This window comes from Mucilaginibacter aurantiaciroseus (assembly GCF_024055595.1).
GTDB lineage: Bacteria > Bacteroidota > Bacteroidia > Sphingobacteriales > Sphingobacteriaceae > Mucilaginibacter > Mucilaginibacter aurantiaciroseus.
The window spans coordinates 848,264-868,175 of the sequence record NZ_JAMXOF010000001.1; the positions used below are offsets into that span (position 1 = coordinate 848,264).

At 42.9% G+C, this 19,912-nt stretch carries 28 protein-coding genes and 1 tRNA gene; 18 read left to right on the plus strand and 11 right to left on the minus strand.

Translation table 11 applies throughout. The annotated features are described in order from the left end of the window. Nucleotides 1-36 precede the first annotated feature (36 nt). The 3 genes from NAF17_RS03930 to NAF17_RS03940 all read left to right on the plus strand — a co-directional run bounded on the left by NAF17_RS03930 (nt 37) and on the right by NAF17_RS03940 (nt 1,553). Nucleotides 37-357 carry a hypothetical protein gene (locus tag NAF17_RS03930; protein ID WP_252756676.1) on the plus strand — a complete coding sequence of 107 codons (321 nt, stop codon included), beginning with the start codon at nt 37-39 and terminating at the stop codon, nt 355-357. Between the two features lie 65 nt (nt 358-422). Further along, nucleotides 423-644 carry a hypothetical protein gene (locus NAF17_RS03935; RefSeq protein ID WP_252756677.1) on the plus strand — a complete coding sequence of 74 codons (222 nt, stop codon included), beginning with the start codon at nt 423-425 and terminating at the stop codon, nt 642-644. Nucleotides 645-1,064: 420 nt separating this feature from the next. Then, the gene (locus tag NAF17_RS03940) at nt 1,065-1,553 is read left to right on the plus strand and encodes a hypothetical protein (protein WP_252756678.1); all 489 of its coding nucleotides are present in this window, start codon (nt 1,065-1,067) and stop codon (nt 1,551-1,553) included. A 136-nt stretch (nt 1,554-1,689) separates the two neighbouring features. Here NAF17_RS03940 and NAF17_RS18040 read toward each other — a convergent pair whose 3' ends face one another. The 3 genes from NAF17_RS18040 to NAF17_RS18240 all read right to left on the minus strand — a co-directional run bounded on the left by NAF17_RS18040 (nt 1,690) and on the right by NAF17_RS18240 (nt 2,499). Next, nucleotides 1,690-1,824 (minus strand): hypothetical protein, encoded by a 135-nt coding sequence (locus tag NAF17_RS18040; protein WP_256474414.1) that lies wholly within the window; start codon nt 1,822-1,824, stop codon nt 1,690-1,692. Between the two features lie 98 nt (nt 1,825-1,922). After that, nucleotides 1,923-2,402 (minus strand): alpha-L-rhamnosidase C-terminal domain-containing protein, encoded by a 480-nt coding sequence (locus NAF17_RS03945; RefSeq protein WP_252756679.1) that lies wholly within the window; start codon nt 2,400-2,402, stop codon nt 1,923-1,925. Further along, on the minus strand, nt 2,347-2,499 hold the full coding sequence (locus tag NAF17_RS18240; protein ID WP_370340872.1) for an alpha-L-rhamnosidase-related protein: 153 nt from the start codon (nt 2,497-2,499) through the stop codon (nt 2,347-2,349). Before NAF17_RS18240 ends, NAF17_RS03945 begins: the two co-directional genes overlap by 56 nt. 20 nt (nt 2,500-2,519) lie before the next feature. Between NAF17_RS18240 and NAF17_RS03950 the strand changes: the two genes are divergently transcribed. The 3 genes from NAF17_RS03950 to NAF17_RS03960 are packed head-to-tail and all read left to right on the plus strand — an operon-like array spanning nt 2,520 to nt 3,878. Beyond that, nucleotides 2,520-3,098: an alpha-amylase family protein gene (locus tag NAF17_RS03950; protein WP_252756680.1), complete on the plus strand. Its 579-nt coding sequence runs from the start codon at nt 2,520-2,522 to the stop codon at nt 3,096-3,098. Between the two features lie 14 nt (nt 3,099-3,112). Then, nucleotides 3,113-3,346, plus strand: a complete 234-nt coding sequence (locus NAF17_RS03955; RefSeq protein ID WP_252756681.1) for a hypothetical protein — start codon at nt 3,113-3,115, stop codon at nt 3,344-3,346. Between the two features lie 49 nt (nt 3,347-3,395). Beyond that, nucleotides 3,396-3,878 (plus strand): ankyrin repeat domain-containing protein, encoded by a 483-nt coding sequence (locus NAF17_RS03960; protein ID WP_370340531.1) that lies wholly within the window; start codon nt 3,396-3,398, stop codon nt 3,876-3,878. 42 nt (nt 3,879-3,920) lie between these two features. Here NAF17_RS03960 and NAF17_RS03965 read toward each other — a convergent pair whose 3' ends face one another. From NAF17_RS03965 to NAF17_RS03985, 5 genes are all read right to left on the minus strand, one after another. After that, nucleotides 3,921-6,086: a catalase gene (locus tag NAF17_RS03965; RefSeq protein WP_252756682.1), complete on the minus strand. Its 2,166-nt coding sequence runs from the start codon at nt 6,084-6,086 to the stop codon at nt 3,921-3,923. Nucleotides 6,087-6,088: 2 nt separating this feature from the next. Beyond that, nucleotides 6,089-6,517 (minus strand): YciE/YciF ferroxidase family protein, encoded by a 429-nt coding sequence (locus tag NAF17_RS03970; RefSeq protein ID WP_252756683.1) that lies wholly within the window; start codon nt 6,515-6,517, stop codon nt 6,089-6,091. A 287-nt stretch (nt 6,518-6,804) separates the two neighbouring features. Next, nucleotides 6,805-6,948, minus strand: a complete 144-nt coding sequence (locus NAF17_RS03975) for a hypothetical protein (RefSeq protein ID WP_252756684.1) — start codon at nt 6,946-6,948, stop codon at nt 6,805-6,807. 57 nt (nt 6,949-7,005) lie between these two features. Continuing rightward, the gene (locus NAF17_RS03980) at nt 7,006-7,155 is read right to left on the minus strand and encodes a DUF1543 domain-containing protein (protein WP_252756685.1); all 150 of its coding nucleotides are present in this window, start codon (nt 7,153-7,155) and stop codon (nt 7,006-7,008) included. A gap of 131 nt (nt 7,156-7,286) precedes the next feature. Further along, entirely contained in the window at nt 7,287-9,122 is a 1,836-nt protein-coding gene (locus tag NAF17_RS03985) for an FAD/NAD(P)-binding protein (RefSeq protein WP_252756686.1), read from the minus strand. Between the two features lie 371 nt (nt 9,123-9,493). Here NAF17_RS03985 and NAF17_RS03990 point away from each other — a divergent pair. The 9 genes from NAF17_RS03990 (at nt 9,494) to NAF17_RS04025 (ending at nt 15,951) form a co-directional block, all read left to right on the plus strand. Beyond that, nucleotides 9,494-9,567, plus strand: a tRNA-Pro gene (locus NAF17_RS03990). Between the two features lie 929 nt (nt 9,568-10,496). Beyond that, nucleotides 10,497-12,161 (plus strand): UxaA family hydrolase, encoded by a 1,665-nt coding sequence (locus NAF17_RS03995; RefSeq protein WP_252756687.1) that lies wholly within the window; start codon nt 10,497-10,499, stop codon nt 12,159-12,161. Nucleotides 12,162-12,171: 10 nt separating this feature from the next. Continuing rightward, nucleotides 12,172-12,936, plus strand: a complete 765-nt coding sequence (locus NAF17_RS04000) for an SDR family NAD(P)-dependent oxidoreductase (protein WP_252756688.1) — start codon at nt 12,172-12,174, stop codon at nt 12,934-12,936. 6 nt (nt 12,937-12,942) lie between these two features. After that, nucleotides 12,943-13,800, plus strand: a complete 858-nt coding sequence (locus NAF17_RS04005; protein ID WP_252756689.1) for a fumarylacetoacetate hydrolase family protein — start codon at nt 12,943-12,945, stop codon at nt 13,798-13,800. Nucleotides 13,801-13,888: 88 nt separating this feature from the next. After that, nucleotides 13,889-14,413 (plus strand): heterodisulfide reductase-related iron-sulfur binding cluster, encoded by a 525-nt coding sequence (locus tag NAF17_RS04010; protein WP_370340537.1) that lies wholly within the window; start codon nt 13,889-13,891, stop codon nt 14,411-14,413. Between the two features lie 28 nt (nt 14,414-14,441). Beyond that, nucleotides 14,442-14,570: a hypothetical protein gene (locus NAF17_RS18245; RefSeq protein ID WP_370340539.1), complete on the plus strand. Its 129-nt coding sequence runs from the start codon at nt 14,442-14,444 to the stop codon at nt 14,568-14,570. Between the two features lie 65 nt (nt 14,571-14,635). Continuing rightward, nucleotides 14,636-15,103: a LutC/YkgG family protein gene (locus NAF17_RS04015; RefSeq protein ID WP_252756690.1), complete on the plus strand. Its 468-nt coding sequence runs from the start codon at nt 14,636-14,638 to the stop codon at nt 15,101-15,103. Between the two features lie 61 nt (nt 15,104-15,164). Then, nucleotides 15,165-15,644: a hypothetical protein gene (locus NAF17_RS04020; protein WP_252756691.1), complete on the plus strand. Its 480-nt coding sequence runs from the start codon at nt 15,165-15,167 to the stop codon at nt 15,642-15,644. A 154-nt stretch (nt 15,645-15,798) separates the two neighbouring features. Beyond that, nucleotides 15,799-15,951, plus strand: a complete 153-nt coding sequence (locus NAF17_RS04025) for a hypothetical protein (RefSeq protein WP_252756692.1) — start codon at nt 15,799-15,801, stop codon at nt 15,949-15,951. Between the two features lie 255 nt (nt 15,952-16,206). Here NAF17_RS04025 and NAF17_RS18250 read toward each other — a convergent pair whose 3' ends face one another. Next, on the minus strand, nt 16,207-16,452 hold the full coding sequence (locus NAF17_RS18250) for a helix-turn-helix domain-containing protein (RefSeq protein WP_370340544.1): 246 nt from the start codon (nt 16,450-16,452) through the stop codon (nt 16,207-16,209). Between the two features lie 30 nt (nt 16,453-16,482). Further along, nucleotides 16,483-16,890, minus strand: coding sequence for a cupin domain-containing protein (locus tag NAF17_RS18255; RefSeq protein WP_370340546.1), 408 nt, complete (start codon nt 16,888-16,890; stop codon nt 16,483-16,485). 402 nt (nt 16,891-17,292) lie between these two features. Between NAF17_RS18255 and NAF17_RS04035 the strand changes: the two genes are divergently transcribed. From NAF17_RS04035 to NAF17_RS04045, 3 genes are read left to right on the plus strand one after another with little or no spacing between them, the layout of a single operon-like run. Next, the gene (locus NAF17_RS04035; RefSeq protein ID WP_252756693.1) at nt 17,293-18,072 is read left to right on the plus strand and encodes an L-fucose dehydrogenase; all 780 of its coding nucleotides are present in this window, start codon (nt 17,293-17,295) and stop codon (nt 18,070-18,072) included. Between the two features lie 8 nt (nt 18,073-18,080). Continuing rightward, a complete protein-coding gene (locus NAF17_RS04040; RefSeq protein ID WP_252756694.1) occupies nt 18,081-18,218 on the plus strand; it encodes a hypothetical protein in 138 nt (45 codons plus the stop codon). A 3-nt stretch (nt 18,219-18,221) separates the two neighbouring features. Beyond that, nucleotides 18,222-18,509, plus strand: a complete 288-nt coding sequence (locus tag NAF17_RS04045) for a glycoside hydrolase N-terminal domain-containing protein (protein ID WP_252756695.1) — start codon at nt 18,222-18,224, stop codon at nt 18,507-18,509. On the opposite strand, the gene NAF17_RS04050 is transcribed toward NAF17_RS04045, so the two are convergent. Further along, entirely contained in the window at nt 18,506-19,879 is a 1,374-nt protein-coding gene (locus NAF17_RS04050; protein ID WP_252756696.1) for a sugar porter family MFS transporter, read from the minus strand. The two genes, NAF17_RS04045 and NAF17_RS04050, sit on opposite strands and share 4 nt — an antisense overlap. Between the last annotated feature and the right edge of the window lie 33 nt (nt 19,880-19,912).

Sequence of the window (19,912 nt, forward strand, 5' to 3'; positions counted from 1 at the left end):
ATGCCGATAATTTCAAGCAGGGCCGCATGGCTTTGCTTGAAAACCTATATTTATGAAAAGGATATTAATAGTAGTGTTGGCGTTTTCGACAGCCACCATCATACCTGCTTTTGCGCAGGCACAAAACAAAAATTTAATAATTGTACACTTGATGGTATGCATTGGCAAGAAATATTCTGCGGTGCAGATACCGGGATGATGAAATCTGCCTTTACTAAAGATAATGAGAAAGTACGCAAAAGGTATTGGTCTGCTACCGTAACTAGCCGACGGAAATTAATTTTCCTTTTTTTATGGATGGTTATTGATAAGCAAGGGCAGATTTATGACAACCGCGACATTGGTAATAAGTTTTAAGTGGCTAACCCTTATTGTTTTATCCAAGTTATAATGGAATATTTACAGGCTTTGCGATTGAAAAGATGAATACGAACGACCCAATTACTAATTTCAATATGAACGTGCTTGAATATCTGAACAAGCAGAAAGGTTTTGAAGGCAAAGTTGCCGCATTTTCATTATGGGAGTGGTTTCCGCAAACACTGAATATACATCGCTTTGGCTTGCTGGTATACTCGGGTTATGCTGACGTGAAGAACCGATGCCAATGCCCGCTTAAGCTATTTGAATCAATTACATCATAAGGTTCCGCCTTACTTGGGCGACTCTACTCGTTTAGATTTTCTTACTTATGAATTAAGTAAGGAATACCTAAAGCAATATTAACCGCGCGTATTAAATATCGCTTTTGATGAAACCGATGATATGGCACACTCAGGCAATTATAAATTTTACTTAGACCGGGCTAAACAGGAAGATGGCTACCTCCCAGCATTATGGGCAATTTTGCAAAATGACCCCTTTTATAAAAAATAACAATACTTTAATAATCACCTTTAGAGGATGGGTTACTTTCCTCCCTTACCGCTTATCCGAATGCGTTAATGCATTAAATCCTGTAAATTTTATGATTTACAGTCTTTGATCTTTAAAAGCGGATCTTTTAGCAACGTCTTTTTATTTACAAATAAGGATACTAATGCGATATTGCTATTTTTGTAGGGATGATTGAGCTGAATGAATACGAATGTGAAATGCTGGACGCTGTGCTGGAGGCCTTTGGAATCCCGGATAGTTTAACCAGACCACAATTACTCGAGCTTTTTGACCAGGACGAGGCAACAGCTTTTGCCCTTGTACAGATCCTTACCCGTGAAGGATTTATTGCAGAAACCGGCAAACACGGTGATTACGACCTGCCGGAAAAACTTGTGCTTAAACCCAAAGGTGATAAGTTTCTCAAAGCAGGTGGGTTTGTTTGCCGTTATAAATCAGAACAAGAGAAACCTGTGGAGGTAAATGGTACCCTTTCTAAACTGCAACAGCAAAATATGAAGCTACAAAACGAAAAGCTGCTTCATCAATCTCAATTAAGAAAAGTTCAAACCAACATGGAGAAGCGACAGTATTTATTATACGCGCTAATCGTTATTGCACTTGTAATAGGGTATTTAATTGGCCATGCGGTTGGTACACATGGTGTGAAAAAATAATTAGCCGCTTGTTTCACATTTTGTAGTAAAAGTAATTTATAATTTTTAAAAAAAGTAGCGTTTATAAAGCTTTTATTTCTGTTTTTAATTTCTTTTTAACTTTCTTTTTCAGGTAGTCTTTGGCATGCTTTTTTAACTAATTTGCTGCAGCATGTATCTCTCCTTTTTTGCGGATGTATAAATAAGTTATGGCCCCGGCGAACATTGCACCAATGGCTAAACCTGCAATTAAAATGCCGCTATTATCCTTTTTTTTGAATGAGTTTTTCATATCAAATTCTTTTTAAATGGATGTATTTAATTACGATCCGGTTATTGATATAACTACCTTAACGCAGGTTTTGTTTACATAATGTTAGCCAGTGCTTGTTATTTCCAGCTGGTAGTAAACCGATACTTACCAGATCCGGCTTCTGTAAGCTGGTATCCCGTAGTATTTTGTTTGGCTTTGATTACTGCAATTGCTTTGCCGTTTTCGGTAACTGTTCCATTGTTTTGAGTAGGTACATAAATGGTTTCGGTTGCATTTGCCGGGATCTTCACATCCAGAAATAGTTTCCCATCAGCAATTTTCCAGTGCGATTTTACCACGTCATAATTCGTTTTATAATCTGCATTAGCGTAAGTTAAAACACCACCTTTAGTTGGTTTAACAGTGATGTGCTTGTACCCCGGTTCATCTGTTTTGGTATCTATACCCTCAATAACGCGGTACATCCAATCGCCAATGGCACCATAGGCATAATGGTTATACGAGTTCATAGATGGGGCTTCAAAAGTTCCATCGTTTTTTTTATCGGTAAAGCCACGATGGGTAAGTGGCCTGCAATAAAAGCTTATAAGCGACATCGGTATGGCCAAACTTGCTCAACACGTGGCAAAGGTAGGGCGTGCCTAAAAAACCGGTTGTTAAATGATAATTGTACTGTTTGATGTTTTTAACCAGCCTTTGCGCGGCCTGTTGTTGTGAACGATAAGTTTAAAGACCTGCATAAAATGGCTGATGAAATTAAAAGCCACGGCATGCGCCCGGGTTTATGGACACGCCCTTTAATTGCCCGGAAGGACGATAGCAAAACCCTGCTTTCTCCCAAAATTCCGGGGCGTGGGCAGGACGATGAACTAATCCTGGACCCAACCATCCCAGAAAACATCACCCGTATAAAACGCAACATAGCGCTGTACAAACAATGGGGTTACCACATGGTGAAGCACGATTACAGCACCTGGGATATATTTGGCAAGTGGGGTGTACAGATGAAAGATACCTTTACCGCCCCGGGCTGGAAATTCCACGACCAAACTAAAACCAATGCCGAGATAATGAACCATCTGTACGGCGCCATTCGCGAAGCGGCCGGTGATATTTACATCATTGGCTGTAATACCGCCAGCCATTTGTCGGAAGGCGTGTTCGAGCTTAACCGTATTGGTGATGATACCAGCGGCAAGGAGTGGGCGCGTACTAAAAAGATGGGCGTTAAAGCCCTTGGTTTCCGCCTGCCGCAAAATATACCTTTTATGCGGCCGATGGCGATTGCGTAGGTATAACCAAAGATGTGCCAAGGCATAAAACCCAAAAATGGCTGCAGTTACTGGCAGAAAGTAGCTCGCCGCTTTTTATATCTTGCCGAGATAGGTTTATTGGTACTAAGCAAAAGGCCGCCATTAAACAAGCCTTTGCCAATGCCGCCCGTATACAACCAAACGGCGAACCTTTAGACTGGCTAACCAACCAGTACCCCGAAAAATGGAAACTGAACAACCGCGAAGTAACCTTTAACTGGGATTGATTTTATCATCGCCAAAGGCAAACTTTAAAACTTATTAAAGGTTAGGTAAATGATGGAAAACGTAGACTTTAATGAAGTGCTGATACATGCGGCACGCAAAGGGGAGGTTCTTGTAATTGAGGAGCTTTTAAAACAAGGGGTAAGTATAGAGGCCAAGGATGCTAAAGGGTACACGCCTCTAATAATTGCCTGCTATAATAACCAAATTGAAGCGGTTCGTTTTCTGCTGGACAACGGCGCTGATATCAACGGTGCCGATTTTGGAGGCAACACGGCGTTAATGGGCGTTTGCTTCAAAGGTTATGCCGATATTGCTCAATTACTCATCTACAGCGGCGCGAACCTTAACCAAATGCACGGCAACGGGGGTACAGCCCTGATGTTTGCCGCTATGTTTGGCCGTAATGATATGCTGAAACAATTGCTTGACGCTGGTGCGGATAAAACCCTAACCGATGCGCGCGGATTGACGGTTTACGATATCGCCGCTCAGCAAAGCAACGAAGGCGCACTTGCTGTTTTAAACGCATAAAAAAGCGCCTTATTAAATAAGGCGCTTTCTAAATATATAATATTAAGCCGGGATCTTTCTCGGCTTTTCGCGTTCCCAGAAACGGTGCTGCTTAATGGCTTCGATAAACTCTGCGGCTAAAGTAACAGCATCATCACCTACCATAACGCCTTCATCGTTCTCAATCTTTTTACTGAAATAGGTTGCTTCTAAAACTTGCATAGCACCTCCATCTGCCGCTATTGCCTTGCAATGTTTAAAAGCTTCATTCAGGAAATGTACAGCATTAGGTACGGCTTCTATAGAAGCCACGCTATTGCCGCCACCCGGTACATAAACGGCATCAAACAATACAGATGCTGCCGTTAAAAAGCTTTCATCTGCCTGGATCTTTTCGTCGTTCAGTGAGGTAATAAAACCTAACCTTGGTGCAATTATCTTAACCGCGCCACCCTCGGCTTCAATAGCTTTTTTTACGGCGAACAATGCTTTCTCGTCCACACCGTCAGCAGCAAGTATCGCTACCTTACGGGTTTGGATACTATCCTTGATCGTATTGGCCATGCTCAAAGCTTCAGATTTAGATAACGAACCTTCTACCTGTACAGATTCGTAATCTTCTGTAGCGGCATCCGCAGGGATACTTTTGTTGATTGGAGTTTCTGGTGATTGCGGTACGTGTAAGCCCAAAGCATACGCAACCTCCGCTGCAAGGCCTTTATCAATTAATGATAGGATGCCTAACATGCGTTCGCGGATGGCAACGGTTTTTACTTTACCAAGCTCAAAACTCAAAGCATCTACAATATGGTTTTTCTCCGGATCCGACTGGCTGTTGAAGAACAATCTTGCCTGGCTAAAATGATCCAGGAAACTTTTGCTTCTTGCACGGATCTTAACAGAATCAATACGTTCAGGGAAAGTTACATAACCACCTTGTTCGGCCCTAACTTGCTCCGGTGAGTTTTTGTTAAGTGAATTTGGGCTGTAACTGGTTTTACCAGTGTCAATATTATGGCGTGAAAAGCCATCGCGCTGATTGTTATAAACCGGCACTACAGGGCGGTTGATCGGGATTTGCTGAAAGTTTGGCCCACCCAAACGTAGTAGCTGTGTATCTGTGTAGGAGAACAAACGGCCTTGTAATAATGGGTCGTTGGTGAAATCGATACCCGGTACTATGTGACCTAAATGGAATGCAACTTGTTCGGTCTCGGCAAAAAAATTGTCTGGGTTACGGTTCAACGTCATTTTACCAATCCGTTGTACCGGCACTAATTCTTCAGGGATCAGTTTGGTAGAATCCAACAAGTCAAATTCAAACTTAAATTCATCCTCTTCTGGTACGATTTGCACGCCGAGTTCCCATTCCGGGAAGGCACCGCTATCAATGGCATCCCAAAGATCACGACGGTGGAAATCCGAGTCTTTACCCGATATGTTCTGTGCTTCGTCCCAGGCAACAGAGTGTACACCCAATAATGGTTTCCAATGGAATTTCACAAAGCTGGCTACACCCTCCGCATTCACAAAGCGGAACGTATGTACGCCAAAGCCTTCCATCATGCGTAAGCTGCGGGGCAGGGCACGGTCGCTCATGGCCCACATGATCATATGCGCAGATTCGGGCATTAGGGAAATAAAATCCCAAAATGTATCGTGTGCCGATGCTGCCTGCGGGATCTCATTATTCGGTTCTGGTTTAACCGCGTGGATCAGGTCGGGAAATTTGATCGCATCCTGTATAAAAAATACAGGCATGTTATTGCCTACCAAGTCAAAGTTGCCTTCTTGTGTATAAAAGCGTACTGCGAAACCGCGTACATCTCTCGCCAGGTCGCTGGAGCCTTTTGAGCCCGCAACGGTAGAAAAACGTACGAATACAGGCGTCTCGGTTTCCGTATCATTCAGGAACAAGGCTTTGGTTACAGCCGATTGGCTTTCGTATAACTTAAACACCCCATGCGCACCCGAACCACGGGCATGCACAACCCGCTCAGGAATGCGTTCGTGGTCAAAATGGGTTATTTTTTCGCGAAGGATAAAATCCTCTAAAAGAGAGGGGCCGCGGTCACCTGCTTTCAAAGAATTTTGGTCGTCGTTTATTTTTAACCCTGTATTAATAGTCATCTGCTGCCCTGCGGCATCATCCCTAAACTGGCCTAATTGTTCGTTTTTTCGGTTGGTTGTATCGATAGCCGGTTTTGCGGCTTTTTCATTTTTAGCCATAATTATGCTTGTGCGATGGTTGTGGTAACTTCTGTTAATTTCGCGTCTGCTGTTTTTTCTTCAGCAAGGGTCTGTTCCAAAATAGCAGCCACATCTGTTAAGCCTAAGGTAGTGGCCAACGAAGCCAAGCCGCCATAAGTAGCAATTTCGTACTGTTCTACCTTTTGTGATGCCATAATGATACCTACGTCGCGCGCGTGGGTACCTGCTTCCGTACTTTCCACAATGCTTTCACCCTCTTTAGTGATGCCCTCCATAGCATCGAATTTTTTGGCGATGATCTTTTCGTCTGACAGGCCGAACACTTCTTCAAGACGAGTTACATGGCCTTTAGTGATGCCATCTTTAAATAGGTCGAGCAAGCCCGTGTCAGTTTTCTCCGGCGATGCGATGGCGAATTTCGGTTCAGTTCCGGTTTCTTTTTTAGCCATGATGTTTATGTTGTATTTTGTTATTAGCACAATAAGTTGTACTAATAAAAGCTATAAAACATCAAGTTGTTTTAACTTGTTAGAAATAAATTGAATTAGAAGTATTTATCTAAAATTGCATAGTGTAAGACTACTAAGTTATAAATTATAGCATAAATATCTTATTAACAGATAACTATGTAAGTTTATCTAATATAAAATAACCCAAATAGATCTCATCCTCTGGTAATTCTTCATCGGGTGTTATCTATATGATACTTATCTTTTAGTGCAGGGGGTAACATCTCTTATATCCGGTAAATATCATCCGCATCAATATCGTATTTATCGTCGATGTGCGCGTTAGCACCTTTCATACCTGCAATAGTATTCGTGGGGTAAAATATGATCTTTTTTAATTCTTGTATAGCAGGCCCATTGCCGTTTTGCACAGTAATTACAATATGATGATGCTTGGGCTAGTTGGCCGGAAATGTAACCGCCAAGGTTTACAAAAAATAGCTTATTTTCTGATGGTTGGTGTTCTTCGCCTTTGGCACAACTTTCACCCGGTAATCTTCAAGGGAATTAACCTCACGGTAGCCGTCAATATGCAGTCTGGTACCTGTGTTGCGCCAAAAGGCTTTAATATCGGGCACCAATTCCTTTAACGAAGTTGCGATGCCAAAGAAAATATCATGCGGCTCTATATGCCTGCCCGGCGCTTTAGAACCTAATAGTAATAAGTAAAGTTTTGGGGTATAGGCTGGTATTTAGGTATTCAATAGTATCAGTTATTTAATATGGATTTGATGATATGGCCCGATGCTTCCAGGCAAAAATCAAGCCCGGAGTAGTCGGGGTTATAACCGCCAATGTACGGAACGGCCATTATATATAATCGCTCGTTAAATGCGCCAAAGTCGTCAATAGCCTGGAAGCTGTCATTTATGGTAACGCCGGGCACGGTTAAGTAATAACCTCCTTTGCCATCAAATTTTACTTTTCTCGAGTCGTTTTTAAGTGATTCCTGGCCGTTTTTTGGTGATTTAAACCACAATTTTGCAGGGGTAACGGTACGCGCCTCGCTAAGGCCTTTATATGGGAACTCGTCGAATGTTAAATGGGGTTGGCCTACGCAATCGACATAAATTTTGTAGGTATCGGCATGCTCAATTTCCTGTTCATCGGTGTAGTGGTAAATCACCCCGCCTTCTTCTATTGGTTCTACATAATTATTGTCGCCTACGGTAATAATATCTAAGGCGCCTGCCCGGTGCAGGGCCATCATCTCCTCAACAGAATTTTGCGGCGCATAGGCTATAACTACTGATATTAAGGGCATTAAAACTTTCTGCAGCCTAATCATATCCTCCGCCGAAAAGTACTTGGCGGGATAGTTCATCGCGAAGCTAAGCACCCCCAGCATCTCCTTCCAATACACGGATTTATGTTGTTCTATAGATATTTCGGCTTCTTTATACTCAATTTTAAAAAGCTCAAAAGGATCTATACTCTCGCGATGATCCAAGGTATCGTTCACAAAGTCCTCCATGCACATATCCTTTATGCGTTCGTAAAAATCGGGCTGTTTATCTTTAAAGGCAAGCTTAAAGTCTTTCTCAAATACCAGGTCGATCGAAAGGAAACCGTTGTTCTCTTCGCGGTTTTGTTTGATCTCCTCCGGCGTAAGCTCAGCGCCTGTAGCCAAATGCGAATCTTCTAAATGGAACCTTACAGCAGGCAACAAACCATTACGCGAATGCATCACCATTTTAAAGCCTTTGCTATCGCCGGCAACCGTGTAAGTAAGTTTTCCGTCTTCACCATTATTAAACATACCGTTACGGCGCGATAGGGTACGTATTGCATCAATAGCGGTAAGTGATGAGCCCCGTATCGCGACGGCGTCATTAGTTTTAAAAACAAGCTTTACAGGCGGGTAGGGCGAATCGAAATATCCCGGCACTTTGCCCTCGTTCTTTTTTGGCCAGTTGTGGCCGGTACAAATAATTACCTGGTCAAAGTCGTGTTTGGTTTCGTTATTTATTTCTACGATTACGTTTTGTTTGTCGGGGTTATCAGTAACATTGGTAACCTCGCTGTCGTAATGTACTTCAAACTCCAGGCCTTGTTCTTTGGCTTGTTTTTGCAACAGGTTAAACTGGGCGGTAAGGTACTGCCCAAAAAGCAATCTCGGCAGTACTTTATACTCGTTAAACTTTTCAGGGTCGATAAGGAACTTATCCAGCGTGTCTTTAGACACGGTTTTTATCCAGTCGTTAATAGAGGTCACCATCTCGGGGATCTCGTTGCCTGATACATTAGTAACATGTTCGTCGTTAGCCCCGTTAGCGCTGTAGGGCATACCCGCGCCAAGCAGATTGCTTTTTTCAAAGATAGTTATGGTAAAATCGTTGCGTTTGGCATCAACAAACTGTTTAAACATAAACAGGGCGCTTGGCCCGCCACCAAGGATAGCTATGTATTTCTTATTCCTCAATTTAATAAATGATAAAGCAAGTGTGTTAGGTAAATTGCAAAGCGCGTTAAATTGTTTTTGTAAAGCGGCCTGTCTGATGAAATATTTCTTGAATTTCGCTAAGTAGGCGGGTGGCAATGTCATATTTAATAGTAAAGCCCCGTATCATTTGCTGATGCAGGGCTTCTTATCATCCGGCCATATTCCCCCTATATTTAATAGTACGGCCTTTTGATAATTGTAAACCTTACGGCCCGCCAGTTTACGGGCAATAAGCTTTTTGCAACAGTTGCCCTTGTAACGGTAACGTTGCGTTTAATAAAGTAACATTCATTTAAAACGATAATCAATACTACATATGTACTATTTTAAGCATACTGGGTGCTGTTTTACTGCTATTTAAAATTTTTTTTATAGCTAAGTTTTTGCAAATGAATTGGTTAAATAAGCTTGTGCAAATTCTTTTAAAAAAAGTTTGCATGGCTACACAAAAATCCTACCTTTGCAATCCCAATCGGGATGTAGCGTAGCCCGGTATCGCGCCACATTTGGGATGTGGAGGCCGCAGGTTCGAATCCTGCCATCCCGACACCAGCGATACCAACCAGTATCAAAAAGCCTTTAAATCTATGATTTAGAGGCTTTTTTGTTTTATTACAGCCCAATTCATTCAAGTTATATAAAGGAAAATGTGCCCTATTCGGTGCCCCAAATTTTAAATTATTAGGTTTGAGCTACCAAAAGAATTGTAATATATTGATAATCAATTAATTGATTAGTTTATTTTGACGTATTTTGATAGGGTTTAATACCTGTTTATTGTTCAAATCGGTGTCCCTTTTCAATAAACATATCAAATCAGTTAAAACCATGCTTTTGAAAATTATTAATTGAAATAGCTATAGTTATGTCAAATCATAAGTCGTAGTTTTTCTTTTTATCTATTACTAATAAAATGCCTTACACCACGCGTTTGAGGTTAATACTATAATACCAAGTTTGCCAACAACACCAAATCATGTAGAAAAGGTTCGAAATTTGTACAGGCAGGGCGACAGAAAGCGATATCAATTTTCTAAACTCTCTAAATCGAAAGTTTAGAGAGTTTTTTGCGTTTATACATCTTGTTTTTTTAGTAAATAGCAGGTAATGCAAATTGTACAATATCGCTTAATTATTAGCCAATAATACAAAAGTATTATTGCCGGGCATGTATTTCCTTTGTAATCCTGTACAGATCAACATTCTGTTGTTAAACATAAAAATGGCTTTCCGGTCGACCTCATATCAACGGTAAGCATTAATGTTTTGAAATAGCAATAACAGAAAGCAGATTGATAGGTTTTAATAATACGATTGGCTATCTTGGCTAAAGCCAATTGCCAATCCTTTTTTAAGATAAGTTTATTGTGAAAGCTTTGGCGAATTATTTTATTTGAAATTATAACATCTTAACCGGTAAGCTATTTAAAGCCTCCTGGTATACAAACGGGTGCTGCATCCACACTATAAATTATTATGGTAGAAGAAGTTAAACGTACTTTTTTACATATTCACCAAGCCGATAATGTACTTGTTGCACTTACCGACCTGTCCAAAGGTACTTTTATCGAGCACGAGGGTTTAGGTTTTACACTGGCTGATAACGTGGCCGGCAAACATAAGTTTACCATTAACGCTTTGCAACCCGGCGACGAGGTGTACATGTATGGCGTATTGGTCGGTAAAGCCAGCGAATACATCCCGCAGGGCGGTGTCATTAATACCCAAAACTTAAAACACGCTACCGACGATTTTACTCTCGGTAACCGCAAAACAACCTGGGCACAGCCCGATGTAAGCACTTTTGCTAACCGCGCCTTTAACGGCTACCACCGGTCAGATGGTTCTGTAGGTACTGCCAATTACTGGCTGGTTATCCCATTGGTTTTTTGTGAGAACAGGAATATTAATGTATTGAAAGATGCCTTGCAGGATAAATTGGGTTTTTCTAAGCCACGCGGTTACGAGAACGAGGTTGACCAATTGGTAGCCATGTTGGAGGCGGGTAAATCGGTAGAAGAGATTTTACAGGCCGATCTGCAGATGACACCTGAGACGGGTGCATCAAACAAACTATTCCCTAATATCGATGGCATCAAATTCCTGAACCACGATATGGGCTGCGGCGGTACCCGTACAGATTCTGATGCGCTTTGCGGATTATTAGCGGGTTACATCACCCATCCAAACGTAGCCGGGGCAACCATACTGAGCCTTGGCTGCCAGCATGCACAGGCCAGCATCTTGCAGGTCGAGATCAATAAACGTGATCCGAATTTTTCCAAACCCTTAATAATACTTGAGCAGCAAAAGCTTGGCACCGAAAGCCGCCTTTTGCACGAAGCGCTTAAACAAACCTTCGCGGGTTTAATACAGGTAAATAAACAGCAACGCCAGCCTGCGCCAATTAATAAACTTTGTATTGGCTTAGAGTGTGGCGGGTCTGATGGTTTCTCCGGTATCTCGGCAAACCCTGTTTTGGGTTATTTGTCGGATATGATGGTAACCATGGGCGGCAGCGTTGTACTGGCCGAGTTTCCGGAGCTTTGCGGTGTGGAGCAGGAACTAAGCGACCGTTGTGTTGACGATATCACCGCTTTAAAGTTTATGGACCTGATGCGTACCTACAATGCCAAGGCCGAAGCAGATGGATCAGGTTTTTACGCTAACCCCTCACCGGGTAATATCAGAGATGGTTTGATAACAGATGCCATTAAATCTGCAGGTGCAGCCAAAAAAGGCGGTACATCGCCTGTTACGGCTGTATTAGATTACCCCGAGAAAGTAACTAAGCCAGGCTTAAACCTGCTTTGTACCCCCGGCAGCGATGTGGAAAGCACCACTGCCGAAGTAGCATCAGGCGCAAATATTGTATTGTTTACTACAGGCTTGGGTACGCCTACAGGTAACCCTGTTGCGCCAGTGATTAAGTTATCAACCAACACAACACTGTTTAACAAGATGCCCGATATTATTGACTTTAACTGCGGTACGGTTATAGAGGGTGCGGAAACCATCGAACAATCCGCACACCGTTTATTAAACTATGTGATAGATGTTGCTAATGGCGAGATCAAGCCAAAGGCAGTACAATTAGGTCAGGACGATTTTATTCCATGGAAACGAGGCGTTTCATTATAAACCATTATAAATGTTCAGCTTAAAAAATAAAATAGCCGTTATAACCGGCGGGGGCAGCGGTATAGGTAAGGCAATAGCCTTGCTGTTTGCCAAACAAGGCGCTACCATCCACATTATCGAATTAAATACCGATGCTGCTTACGATGTTATCGCCGAAATAAAAAACGCGGGCGGCAATGGCCAGGCACATGCCGCCAACGTTTCCGATCAGCAAGCAGTAATAAATGTATTTAATACCATTGGCAAGGTAGATATCCTGGTAAACAACGCCGGAATAGCCCACGTAGGTAACGTCGAAAAAACATCCGAAGCCGACCTTGACCGCATCTTTAGCGTGAATGTAAAAGGTGCTTACAATTGCCTTTTCGCCGCTGTGCCATTAATGAAAGCCGCAGGCAAAGGCGCCATCCTTAATATGGCCTCAATTGCTGCTCACGTGGGTATTACCGATAGGTTTGCCTACTCGATGAGTAAAGGTGCAATCTACGCCATGAGCATGTCAGTAGCGCGTGATTACCTGGTAGATAATATCCGCAGCAATAGCATTTCGCCGGCAAGGGTTCATACGCCGTTTGTAGATGGTTTTATCGCCAAAAACTATCCCGATAACCAGGAAGAAATCTTTGATAAGCTCTCTAAAAGCCAACCCATAGGTCGCATGGGGCAACCCGATGAGATAGCGGCGCTGGCATTGTACTTATGCTCTGACGAGGCCAGCTTTATAACCGGAGTAGATTACCCGATTGATGGCGGATTTATTACATTGAATAACTAAAACAGTATGAAATTTATACGATACGGCAACGCCGGCGAAGAACGCACAGGTGTACAAATAGATGGCGTTAACTACGATACTTCCTTTTACGGTAAAGATTACGACGAAAAGTTTTTTGAAATAGGGGGCCCGGCGCAATTGGCTGCTTACGTAAAAGAGCACCAAAGCGAATTGCAAGCTATTCCTGAGGGGGCCCGTTTGGGCAGCCCGATAGCAAGGCCGTCTAAAATTGTATGTGTCGGCCTTAACTATGCCGATCATGCTAAAGAAACCAACGCGCCGTTACCGTCAGAACCTATCATCTTTATGAAAAGCACTACCTCGTTGGTTGGGCCTAATGATGATATTATGATCCCTAAAAACTCGGTAAAAACAGATTGGGAAGTGGAACTGGCGGTAGTTATCGGCAAAAAAGCATCCTATGTGGAGGAAGCTGATGCTGCCGGTTATATAGCAGGTTATGTGCTGCATAACGATGTATCTGAACGTGAATTTCAACTGGAACGCAATGGTACCTGGGATAAGGGTAAAGGTTGTGATACCTTCGCTCCGATGGGCCCATACCTGGTAACGCCAGATGAGGTTGGCGATGTAGATAACCTGCGCCTTTGGCTAACCGTTAACGGCGAAAAAATGCAGGAGGGCACAACCGCTAATTTTATATTTAAAGTACCTTACATCGTATCTTACGTGAGCCAGTTTATGACTTTGCTGCCGGGTGATGTGATCTCTACAGGTACGCCCGCCGGCGTTGGTCTTGGTTTTAAACCACCTATCTATTTAAAGGCAGGCGATGTTGTGGAATTAGGCATCGATGGTTTAGGTACATCAAAACAAAATGTGGTTGCTTACGCCAAAGCTTAGTTACAACAATACAGTTAAGTACAGTTAAATGCTGTGGACTTTTTAATTTACGCCCACAAACCACGGCAACCATTTTGCTGACCCGATTATGAAAGTAGGCCTTTTTATACCCTGTTATGTAGATCAGTTTTACCCCAATACGGCCATAGCTACTTTAGAGCTATTGGAAAAGCAGGGCGTAGAGGTGGGTTATATCACACAGCAAACTTGCTGCGGGCAGCCAATGGCAAACTCGGGTTACGAACATTTGACGGGTGGTTGTAACGATTTATTTGTAGATAACTTTGCCGGGTACGACTACATTGTTTCGCCTTCAGGTAGTTGCGCTTTGCATATCAAAGAGCATTTATACCCGTACGATAATGAACCCGCCGCGCAAGGCATCCGCAGAAAAATATATGAGCTAACCGAATTTTTGACTAATGTTTTAAAGGTTGAAAAACTGGATGCTGCATTCCCGCATAAGGTTGGCCTGCACCAAAGCTGCCACGGTCAACGCGGACTTAAACTGGCGCAGATGACGGAGCTAACCGCATCGCCATTCTCCAAACCGGTTTCGTTATTAAATATGGTAGCGGGAGTGGAGCTGATCTACCTTACCCCGCCCCGATGAGTGCTGCGGTTTTGGCGGTACATTTTGCGTGGCCGAAGAAGCGGTATCATCCAAAATGGGTAAAGACCGTGTTGCCGATCATGAACACAACGGCGCCGGATATATAACGGCTGCCGATTTTTCCTTCCTGATGCACATGGAAGGCATTCTGAAATGAAAAAACAGTAAGATTAAAATGATCCATATCGCCGAAATATTGAACGGTGTTAAGGAGGTGTTATCATGAAAGAGGGTAATGTTGGGGGTAAGGTGGTGTTAATTGACAGCATTAAAGCACATTTGAATATCATCCCAGGCACACGTGTGCATATTACGTTGCCCGAATTGTTTGATGTTGCAGATGATGCCGCATCGTTCGCTAATGCTACACCACATGAATTAGAAAACGTGGAGTTAGCCATATTAGAAGCAGAACCTGGCGTAGCCGAGAATAGCGCCCTTTGGGTGACCGAAAAGCAAATGGGTAAACGAGTACTTCCGTTCATTTGCCAGCATTTAGCTTTTGTGGTAAACGCCTCAGATATTGTGGCCGATATGCACGCGGCGTACCTGAGTACAGAGGGTAGCGATCATGGTTTTGCATGCTTTATAGCCAGCCCTTCCAAAACTGCCGATATAGAGCAATCCCTTGTTTTAGGGACACACGGGCCGCGTAGTTTGGTGATATTCATCATGGATTTGCGATTTTAATACGTTCATTAAAGGTTCTTTACAGGCCCTCAGCAAAACGGATGTAAGGGTTGCTTTGCTGGTGTTTTTCAAGACACAGGCAAATGATAATGATATACCTGATGGTGCCATTAATTCAAAAAACGCGAATGCTGGTTATGCCTACCTACATTCTGACCTGGCGCCGGGCTGGTCCATCCACAAAAACACCATTGAAACAGATCAGGAATCGTCATTGATACAGGCCGTGAAAAAGTATGTTCACGTAACCGGTGATAAAATAATTCTTGACGAAAAAGCTGGCGACCGTACCGTTATACAACGTATGGAGGCTACCATGAAATATCTGTTAAAAGAATGGTGGTTGGCAAAATATGGTTTAATAAAAGGCTCTACAGCGATAGATTGGGGCGATGTGCAGCCACAAAACGGTTGGGGGGTAGTGATTGACAATAATACCAAATGGACTATCGATATATACGATAACACCATGTTTGTATCCGCCATCAGCGATTTTATGGAGATGAAATCTGCTACCTGTAAAAGCAAACCCATTGGCTGAAAGTTAAAGTAGCCATAAAGGTAAATATCCGTAATACTTTTGGGATACTAAAGCACAAAAGTATATCCCACATTTATACTTAGATAGAAGTCCTTTTCCTAAAGATTTTAATGAGCGTAAGATATTGTATTCAGGAGGTACCACCTGTGTTATATTGGCCGGGTTACATAGCAAAACCGAAATAAAAGCAATTAACAAACAGCTTTTGGCAATGGCTGCTAACGCGAAATTTGCTACAATAGGCATGACGGTTTATCCTGTTTACCCAACAAAAGTATTCACCAATATGGCGGCTTATTCCTATTAAAACGGCGGCGATTGGACATGGTTTGGCGGGCGCACTATCCATGCCCTTGTTATCAATAACATGCCTCAGGAGGTTTACACCAAATTAACACCGATGATAGACAGGGTTATAAAAAACGATGGCTTTTACGAATGATATGATGTACGCAATGGCAAGGCATCAGGTTCCGGTGATTTTAGGGGGGAAGCAGGGGCATTTTACGATGCCATCACCCTGTTAAAAAACTGGGCGCAAAGTACTATTCAGTAGAAATAATTACTGCTTAATGTAGGTCTTTTGGTAAGTTAACGGGCTTTTGCCGGTTATCTCCTTAAAGTACTTATGGAAACTGGCGAAGTTGTAAAAGCCGCTATCGTAACAGATCTCTTTTACGTTCTGCTGGTTATTGATCAACAGCTTACAGGCATTACCCACTCTAATTTCGTTAATGAACCTCGAATAGGTTTTTCTGCTGCGCGATTTAAAGAATTTGCAAAATGAGTTGGGGCTGATGTTGGCCACCGCTGCTATTTCCTCCAGCGAGGTCTTTTTCTAAAAAATGGCTATGGAATAATTATAGATGGCGTTAATCCGGTCTTTTTCTGCTTCCTGGAAGTTGTGCTGGAAGCCCATCGAGGCCAACATGTTATCCTCCGCGCTGTCGCCTAGGGCCATCAATACTTCCATTAAAAGGATGATCTTCCGCGCACCTTCGGCATAAATTATTTGCTCAATTTGGTGGCCTATTTGTTTTAGGTTCTCGCCCGTTATCTGGATGCCGCGTTTTGATTGTTTGAGCACGTTTTTAATCTCCTGGGTTTTGGGTAGTTGCAGGAAGGCATCGCCCCAAAAGTTCTCGTTAAAATGGATCACGCTTACATCGGCACTAATGCCTGCCTCTTTATCAAAATAACTTTCGTCGAACTGCCGGTAGTGGGGCAGGTTTATGCCAACCAACACCACATCGCCGGTATTGAATTGGGTGATGCAATCGCCTATGAACTGTGTGCCGTTACCTTTTTAAAAGTAAACCAATTCAACCTCGGGATGGTAATGCCAGCGGTTATTCACATTGGGCATAATATCCCGCCGGGCAATGAAGGAGTACACCATCCGGTAGATACTTTTAGCAATTGAGGTTTCATGAAGTCATTAATTGGTAAGATGAATGTACAATAATTCAATTTAAAAGTCTTAAAATTTCAAAATTGTTTTATTAATTTACAATATTGCTTAATAATTTGCAAAAGGATAAAATTTCAAGCATCTAACAAAGGCTTAATTTGCATATCAGCATACTACCAATTGGTATTTACAGGTAAATTATCACCAATTATACCGGTACCAGCCGGCTCAACCATTATGGATCTACAAATAAAAAGCAAAGTAATTATTGTAACCGGCGGCGCACGCGGTATAGGCAAAGGCATTGCCGTTTTATTGGCGAAAGAAAGTGCTATCCCGGTGATTTTAAGTCGCACCGAGGCGGAAAATATTAAAACAGTACAGGAGATTGAAGCTGCCGGTGGCAAAGCATTCGCTATACAAGCCGAGCTATCAAACCCCGATGAATGCCGCACAGCAGTAGAAAAAGTAATAAATCAATTCGGCTGTATTGATGGTGTTGTAAATAACGCCGGCGAAAATGATGGTGTAGGTTTGCAGAATGGCAACTACGAAAAGTTCATGCAATCGCTGCATAAAAACCTGGTGCATTATTACATGGTGGTGCATTATGCATTGCCGGAACTAATCAAATCGCAGGGCAGCATTGTAAATATTAGTTCAAAAGTGGCCGATACCGGGCAGGGTGGCACATCTGCCTATGCCGCGGCTAACGGTGGGCGTAACGCGCTTACAAGGGAGTGGGCGGTTGAATTGTTACCACACAACATCCGTGTAAATGCTGTGGTGGTGTCCGAATGCTACACCCCGTTGTACGAGCGCTGGTTGCAAACGCTCGAAAATCCTAAAGAAAAATTGGCTTCTATAACACAAAATATCCCCTTAGAGAAACGTATGACGACGGTTGAGGAAATAGCCAATACGGTTGTATTCCTGTTGTCGCCCGTATCAAGCCATACAACAGGGCAAATCACTTACGTTGACGGCGGATATGTGCATTTAGACAGATCTATTTAAAGGTACTTATGAATAACCTTTTACGCACCGCTTCCACACTGCTTTTCGCGATAATATTTTCCTGCGCCAGTGCCCAAGAATTAAAACTTTGGGATAACATGCCCGCTAAATACTGGATGACAGATGCTTACCTTTTCGGTAACTGACGTATGGGCGGGATGTTTTTTGGCGGCGTAACGCAGGAACGTATCCAGTTTAACGAGATCAGCCTTTGGACCAGCGACGAAAATGAAACAGGTGGTTATCAGGCGTTTGGAGACCTGTATATTAAATTCGCGGTTAAAGATAGTATAGCAACAGGCTATCAACGCGAACTAGATATCAGCCGGTCGGTAATGAAGGTAAAGTGCAGGACAAAGGCACGTTTTACAGTTTTAAAACCGCGCCGGGAGCTACCTAGACCTTTACAGCCGGTAAGTAAGACTGTGGTAGATTAATGTCCCACCCAAATATCCTGCACTTCTTCCAATGATTTTCCTTTGGTTTCGGGTACCATTTTGTAAACTGTCCAAAAGGATAGCAGGCAGCACGCCGAGAAGAACCAAAAGGTATAAGCAGGGCCGATAGAACCTAAAAGGATAGGGGTTAGCTGTCCAACAATAGTATCTGCTATCCACATCACCATAATGCTGATGGCTAACGCGCGGCCACGGATCCGGGTGGGGAAGATCTCTGCGGCTATCACAAACTTTAACGGGCCGATAGAGAAAGCAAAACAAGCCAGGAAAAGTATAATACTGATTACTAAAGCGATGCTATTTGTGCTCCCGTGAAAAAAGCACCAGCCGGTAAAGAATAAGGAAACCGTTGCACCAAGCGAACCTGCAATGTACAAAGGCCTTCGTCCCATTTTATCAACCTTCCAGATAGCGATAATGGTGAACAGGAAGTTCGCTAACCCGAAAACGATTTGCCCTAACAGTGCATTGCTGATGTTGATACCTGCATCGCTTAAAATGCGCGGGCCGTAGTAAATAACCGCGTTAATCCCGCTGAATTGTGAGAACAGGGGTAGCAGGATACCAATTAATAAAGGTTTCCTCAAAGCCGGGGTAAAGAGCTCCTTATAAGTCCCCACATCTTTGGTGGTTCTATTTTTGATAATGTCCGCTTCTTTTGTTGCGGTATCGGCGTCCTCAATTTTGGTAAGGATGGCAACACCTTCCGTGATTTTTCCTTTTTGCAATAACCAGCGCGGGCTTTCGGGCACAAATGCCAAACCTATAAAAAACAGGAGCGAGGGAATAATGCCCAGGCCAAGCATGCTTCGCCATACTTCTTTAACTAAAACCAGGTTGAATAAACTGTTTGATAACCCACTTTTATGCGATAGCGAAAAACTAAGCAATTGCGAATTGGTAAGGTAAGCGACAAGGATACCTGCAGTGATAGCCAACTGGTAAAATGTAACTAAACGCCCGCGTACTTTTGCTGGTGCAATTTCTGAAATGTAGAGCGGCGCAACTATAGATGCTACACCAATACCGGTGCCACCCAACATGCGGGTTAAGACGAGGGAAGTAAAGCCCGATGATAGTGCTGTACCAGCTGCTGAGATAAAAAAAAGAACAGCCGACAGCATCAGCATCTTTTTACGGCCAAGGCGGTCGCTGAGTTCACCGGAGAATGATACCCCAATGATACAACCCACCAGGGCCGACGAAACAAACCAACCCTCGGCAACAGGAGATAGCGTGAACTGATCTTTTACGAATGGCAGTACACCCGATATCACGGCAATATCAAACCCAAACAGAAAACCACCCATAGTGGCTACAAGGGTTATCGCCACTAAAAATAAAGACAATTTTTTAGGTTTAAATTCTAAGTTTATATTACA

Excerpts from the sequence above, each read along its gene's own strand:
- NAF17_RS03940 (WP_252756678.1), top strand. The coding sequence starts at position 1,065 with ATGATTGAGCTGAATGAATACGAATGTGAAATGCTGGACGCTGTGCTG.
- NAF17_RS03970 (WP_252756683.1), bottom strand. The coding sequence starts at position 6,517 with ATGGCTAAAAAAGAAACCGGAACTGAACCGAAATTCGCCATCGCATCG.
- NAF17_RS04040 (WP_252756694.1), top strand. The coding sequence starts at position 18,081 with ATGAATAACCTTTTACGCACCGCTTCCACACTGCTTTTCGCGATAATA.
- NAF17_RS03960 (WP_370340531.1), top strand. The coding sequence starts at position 3,396 with ATGATGGAAAACGTAGACTTTAATGAAGTGCTGATACATGCGGCACGC.
- NAF17_RS04015 (WP_252756690.1), top strand. The coding sequence starts at position 14,636 with ATGAAAGAGGGTAATGTTGGGGGTAAGGTGGTGTTAATTGACAGCATT.
- NAF17_RS18040 (WP_256474414.1), bottom strand. The coding sequence starts at position 1,824 with ATGAAAAACTCATTCAAAAAAAAGGATAATAGCGGCATTTTAATTGCA.
- NAF17_RS03965 (WP_252756682.1), bottom strand. The coding sequence starts at position 6,086 with ATGGCTAAAAATGAAAAAGCCGCAAAACCGGCTATCGATACAACCAAC.
- NAF17_RS04045 (WP_252756695.1), top strand. The coding sequence starts at position 18,222 with ATGGGCGGGATGTTTTTTGGCGGCGTAACGCAGGAACGTATCCAGTTT.
- NAF17_RS03995 (WP_252756687.1), top strand. The coding sequence starts at position 10,497 with ATGGTAGAAGAAGTTAAACGTACTTTTTTACATATTCACCAAGCCGAT.
- NAF17_RS04035 (WP_252756693.1), top strand. The coding sequence starts at position 17,293 with ATGGATCTACAAATAAAAAGCAAAGTAATTATTGTAACCGGCGGCGCA.
- NAF17_RS04005 (WP_252756689.1), top strand. The coding sequence starts at position 12,943 with ATGAAATTTATACGATACGGCAACGCCGGCGAAGAACGCACAGGTGTA.
- NAF17_RS04010 (WP_370340537.1), top strand. The coding sequence starts at position 13,889 with ATGAAAGTAGGCCTTTTTATACCCTGTTATGTAGATCAGTTTTACCCC.
- NAF17_RS03945 (WP_252756679.1), bottom strand. The coding sequence starts at position 2,402 with ATGTCGCTTATAAGCTTTTATTGCAGGCCACTTACCCATCGTGGCTTT.
- NAF17_RS03935 (WP_252756677.1), top strand. The coding sequence starts at position 423 with ATGAATACGAACGACCCAATTACTAATTTCAATATGAACGTGCTTGAA.
- NAF17_RS04000 (WP_252756688.1), top strand. The coding sequence starts at position 12,172 with ATGTTCAGCTTAAAAAATAAAATAGCCGTTATAACCGGCGGGGGCAGC.
- NAF17_RS03985 (WP_252756686.1), bottom strand. The coding sequence starts at position 9,122 with ATGACATTGCCACCCGCCTACTTAGCGAAATTCAAGAAATATTTCATC.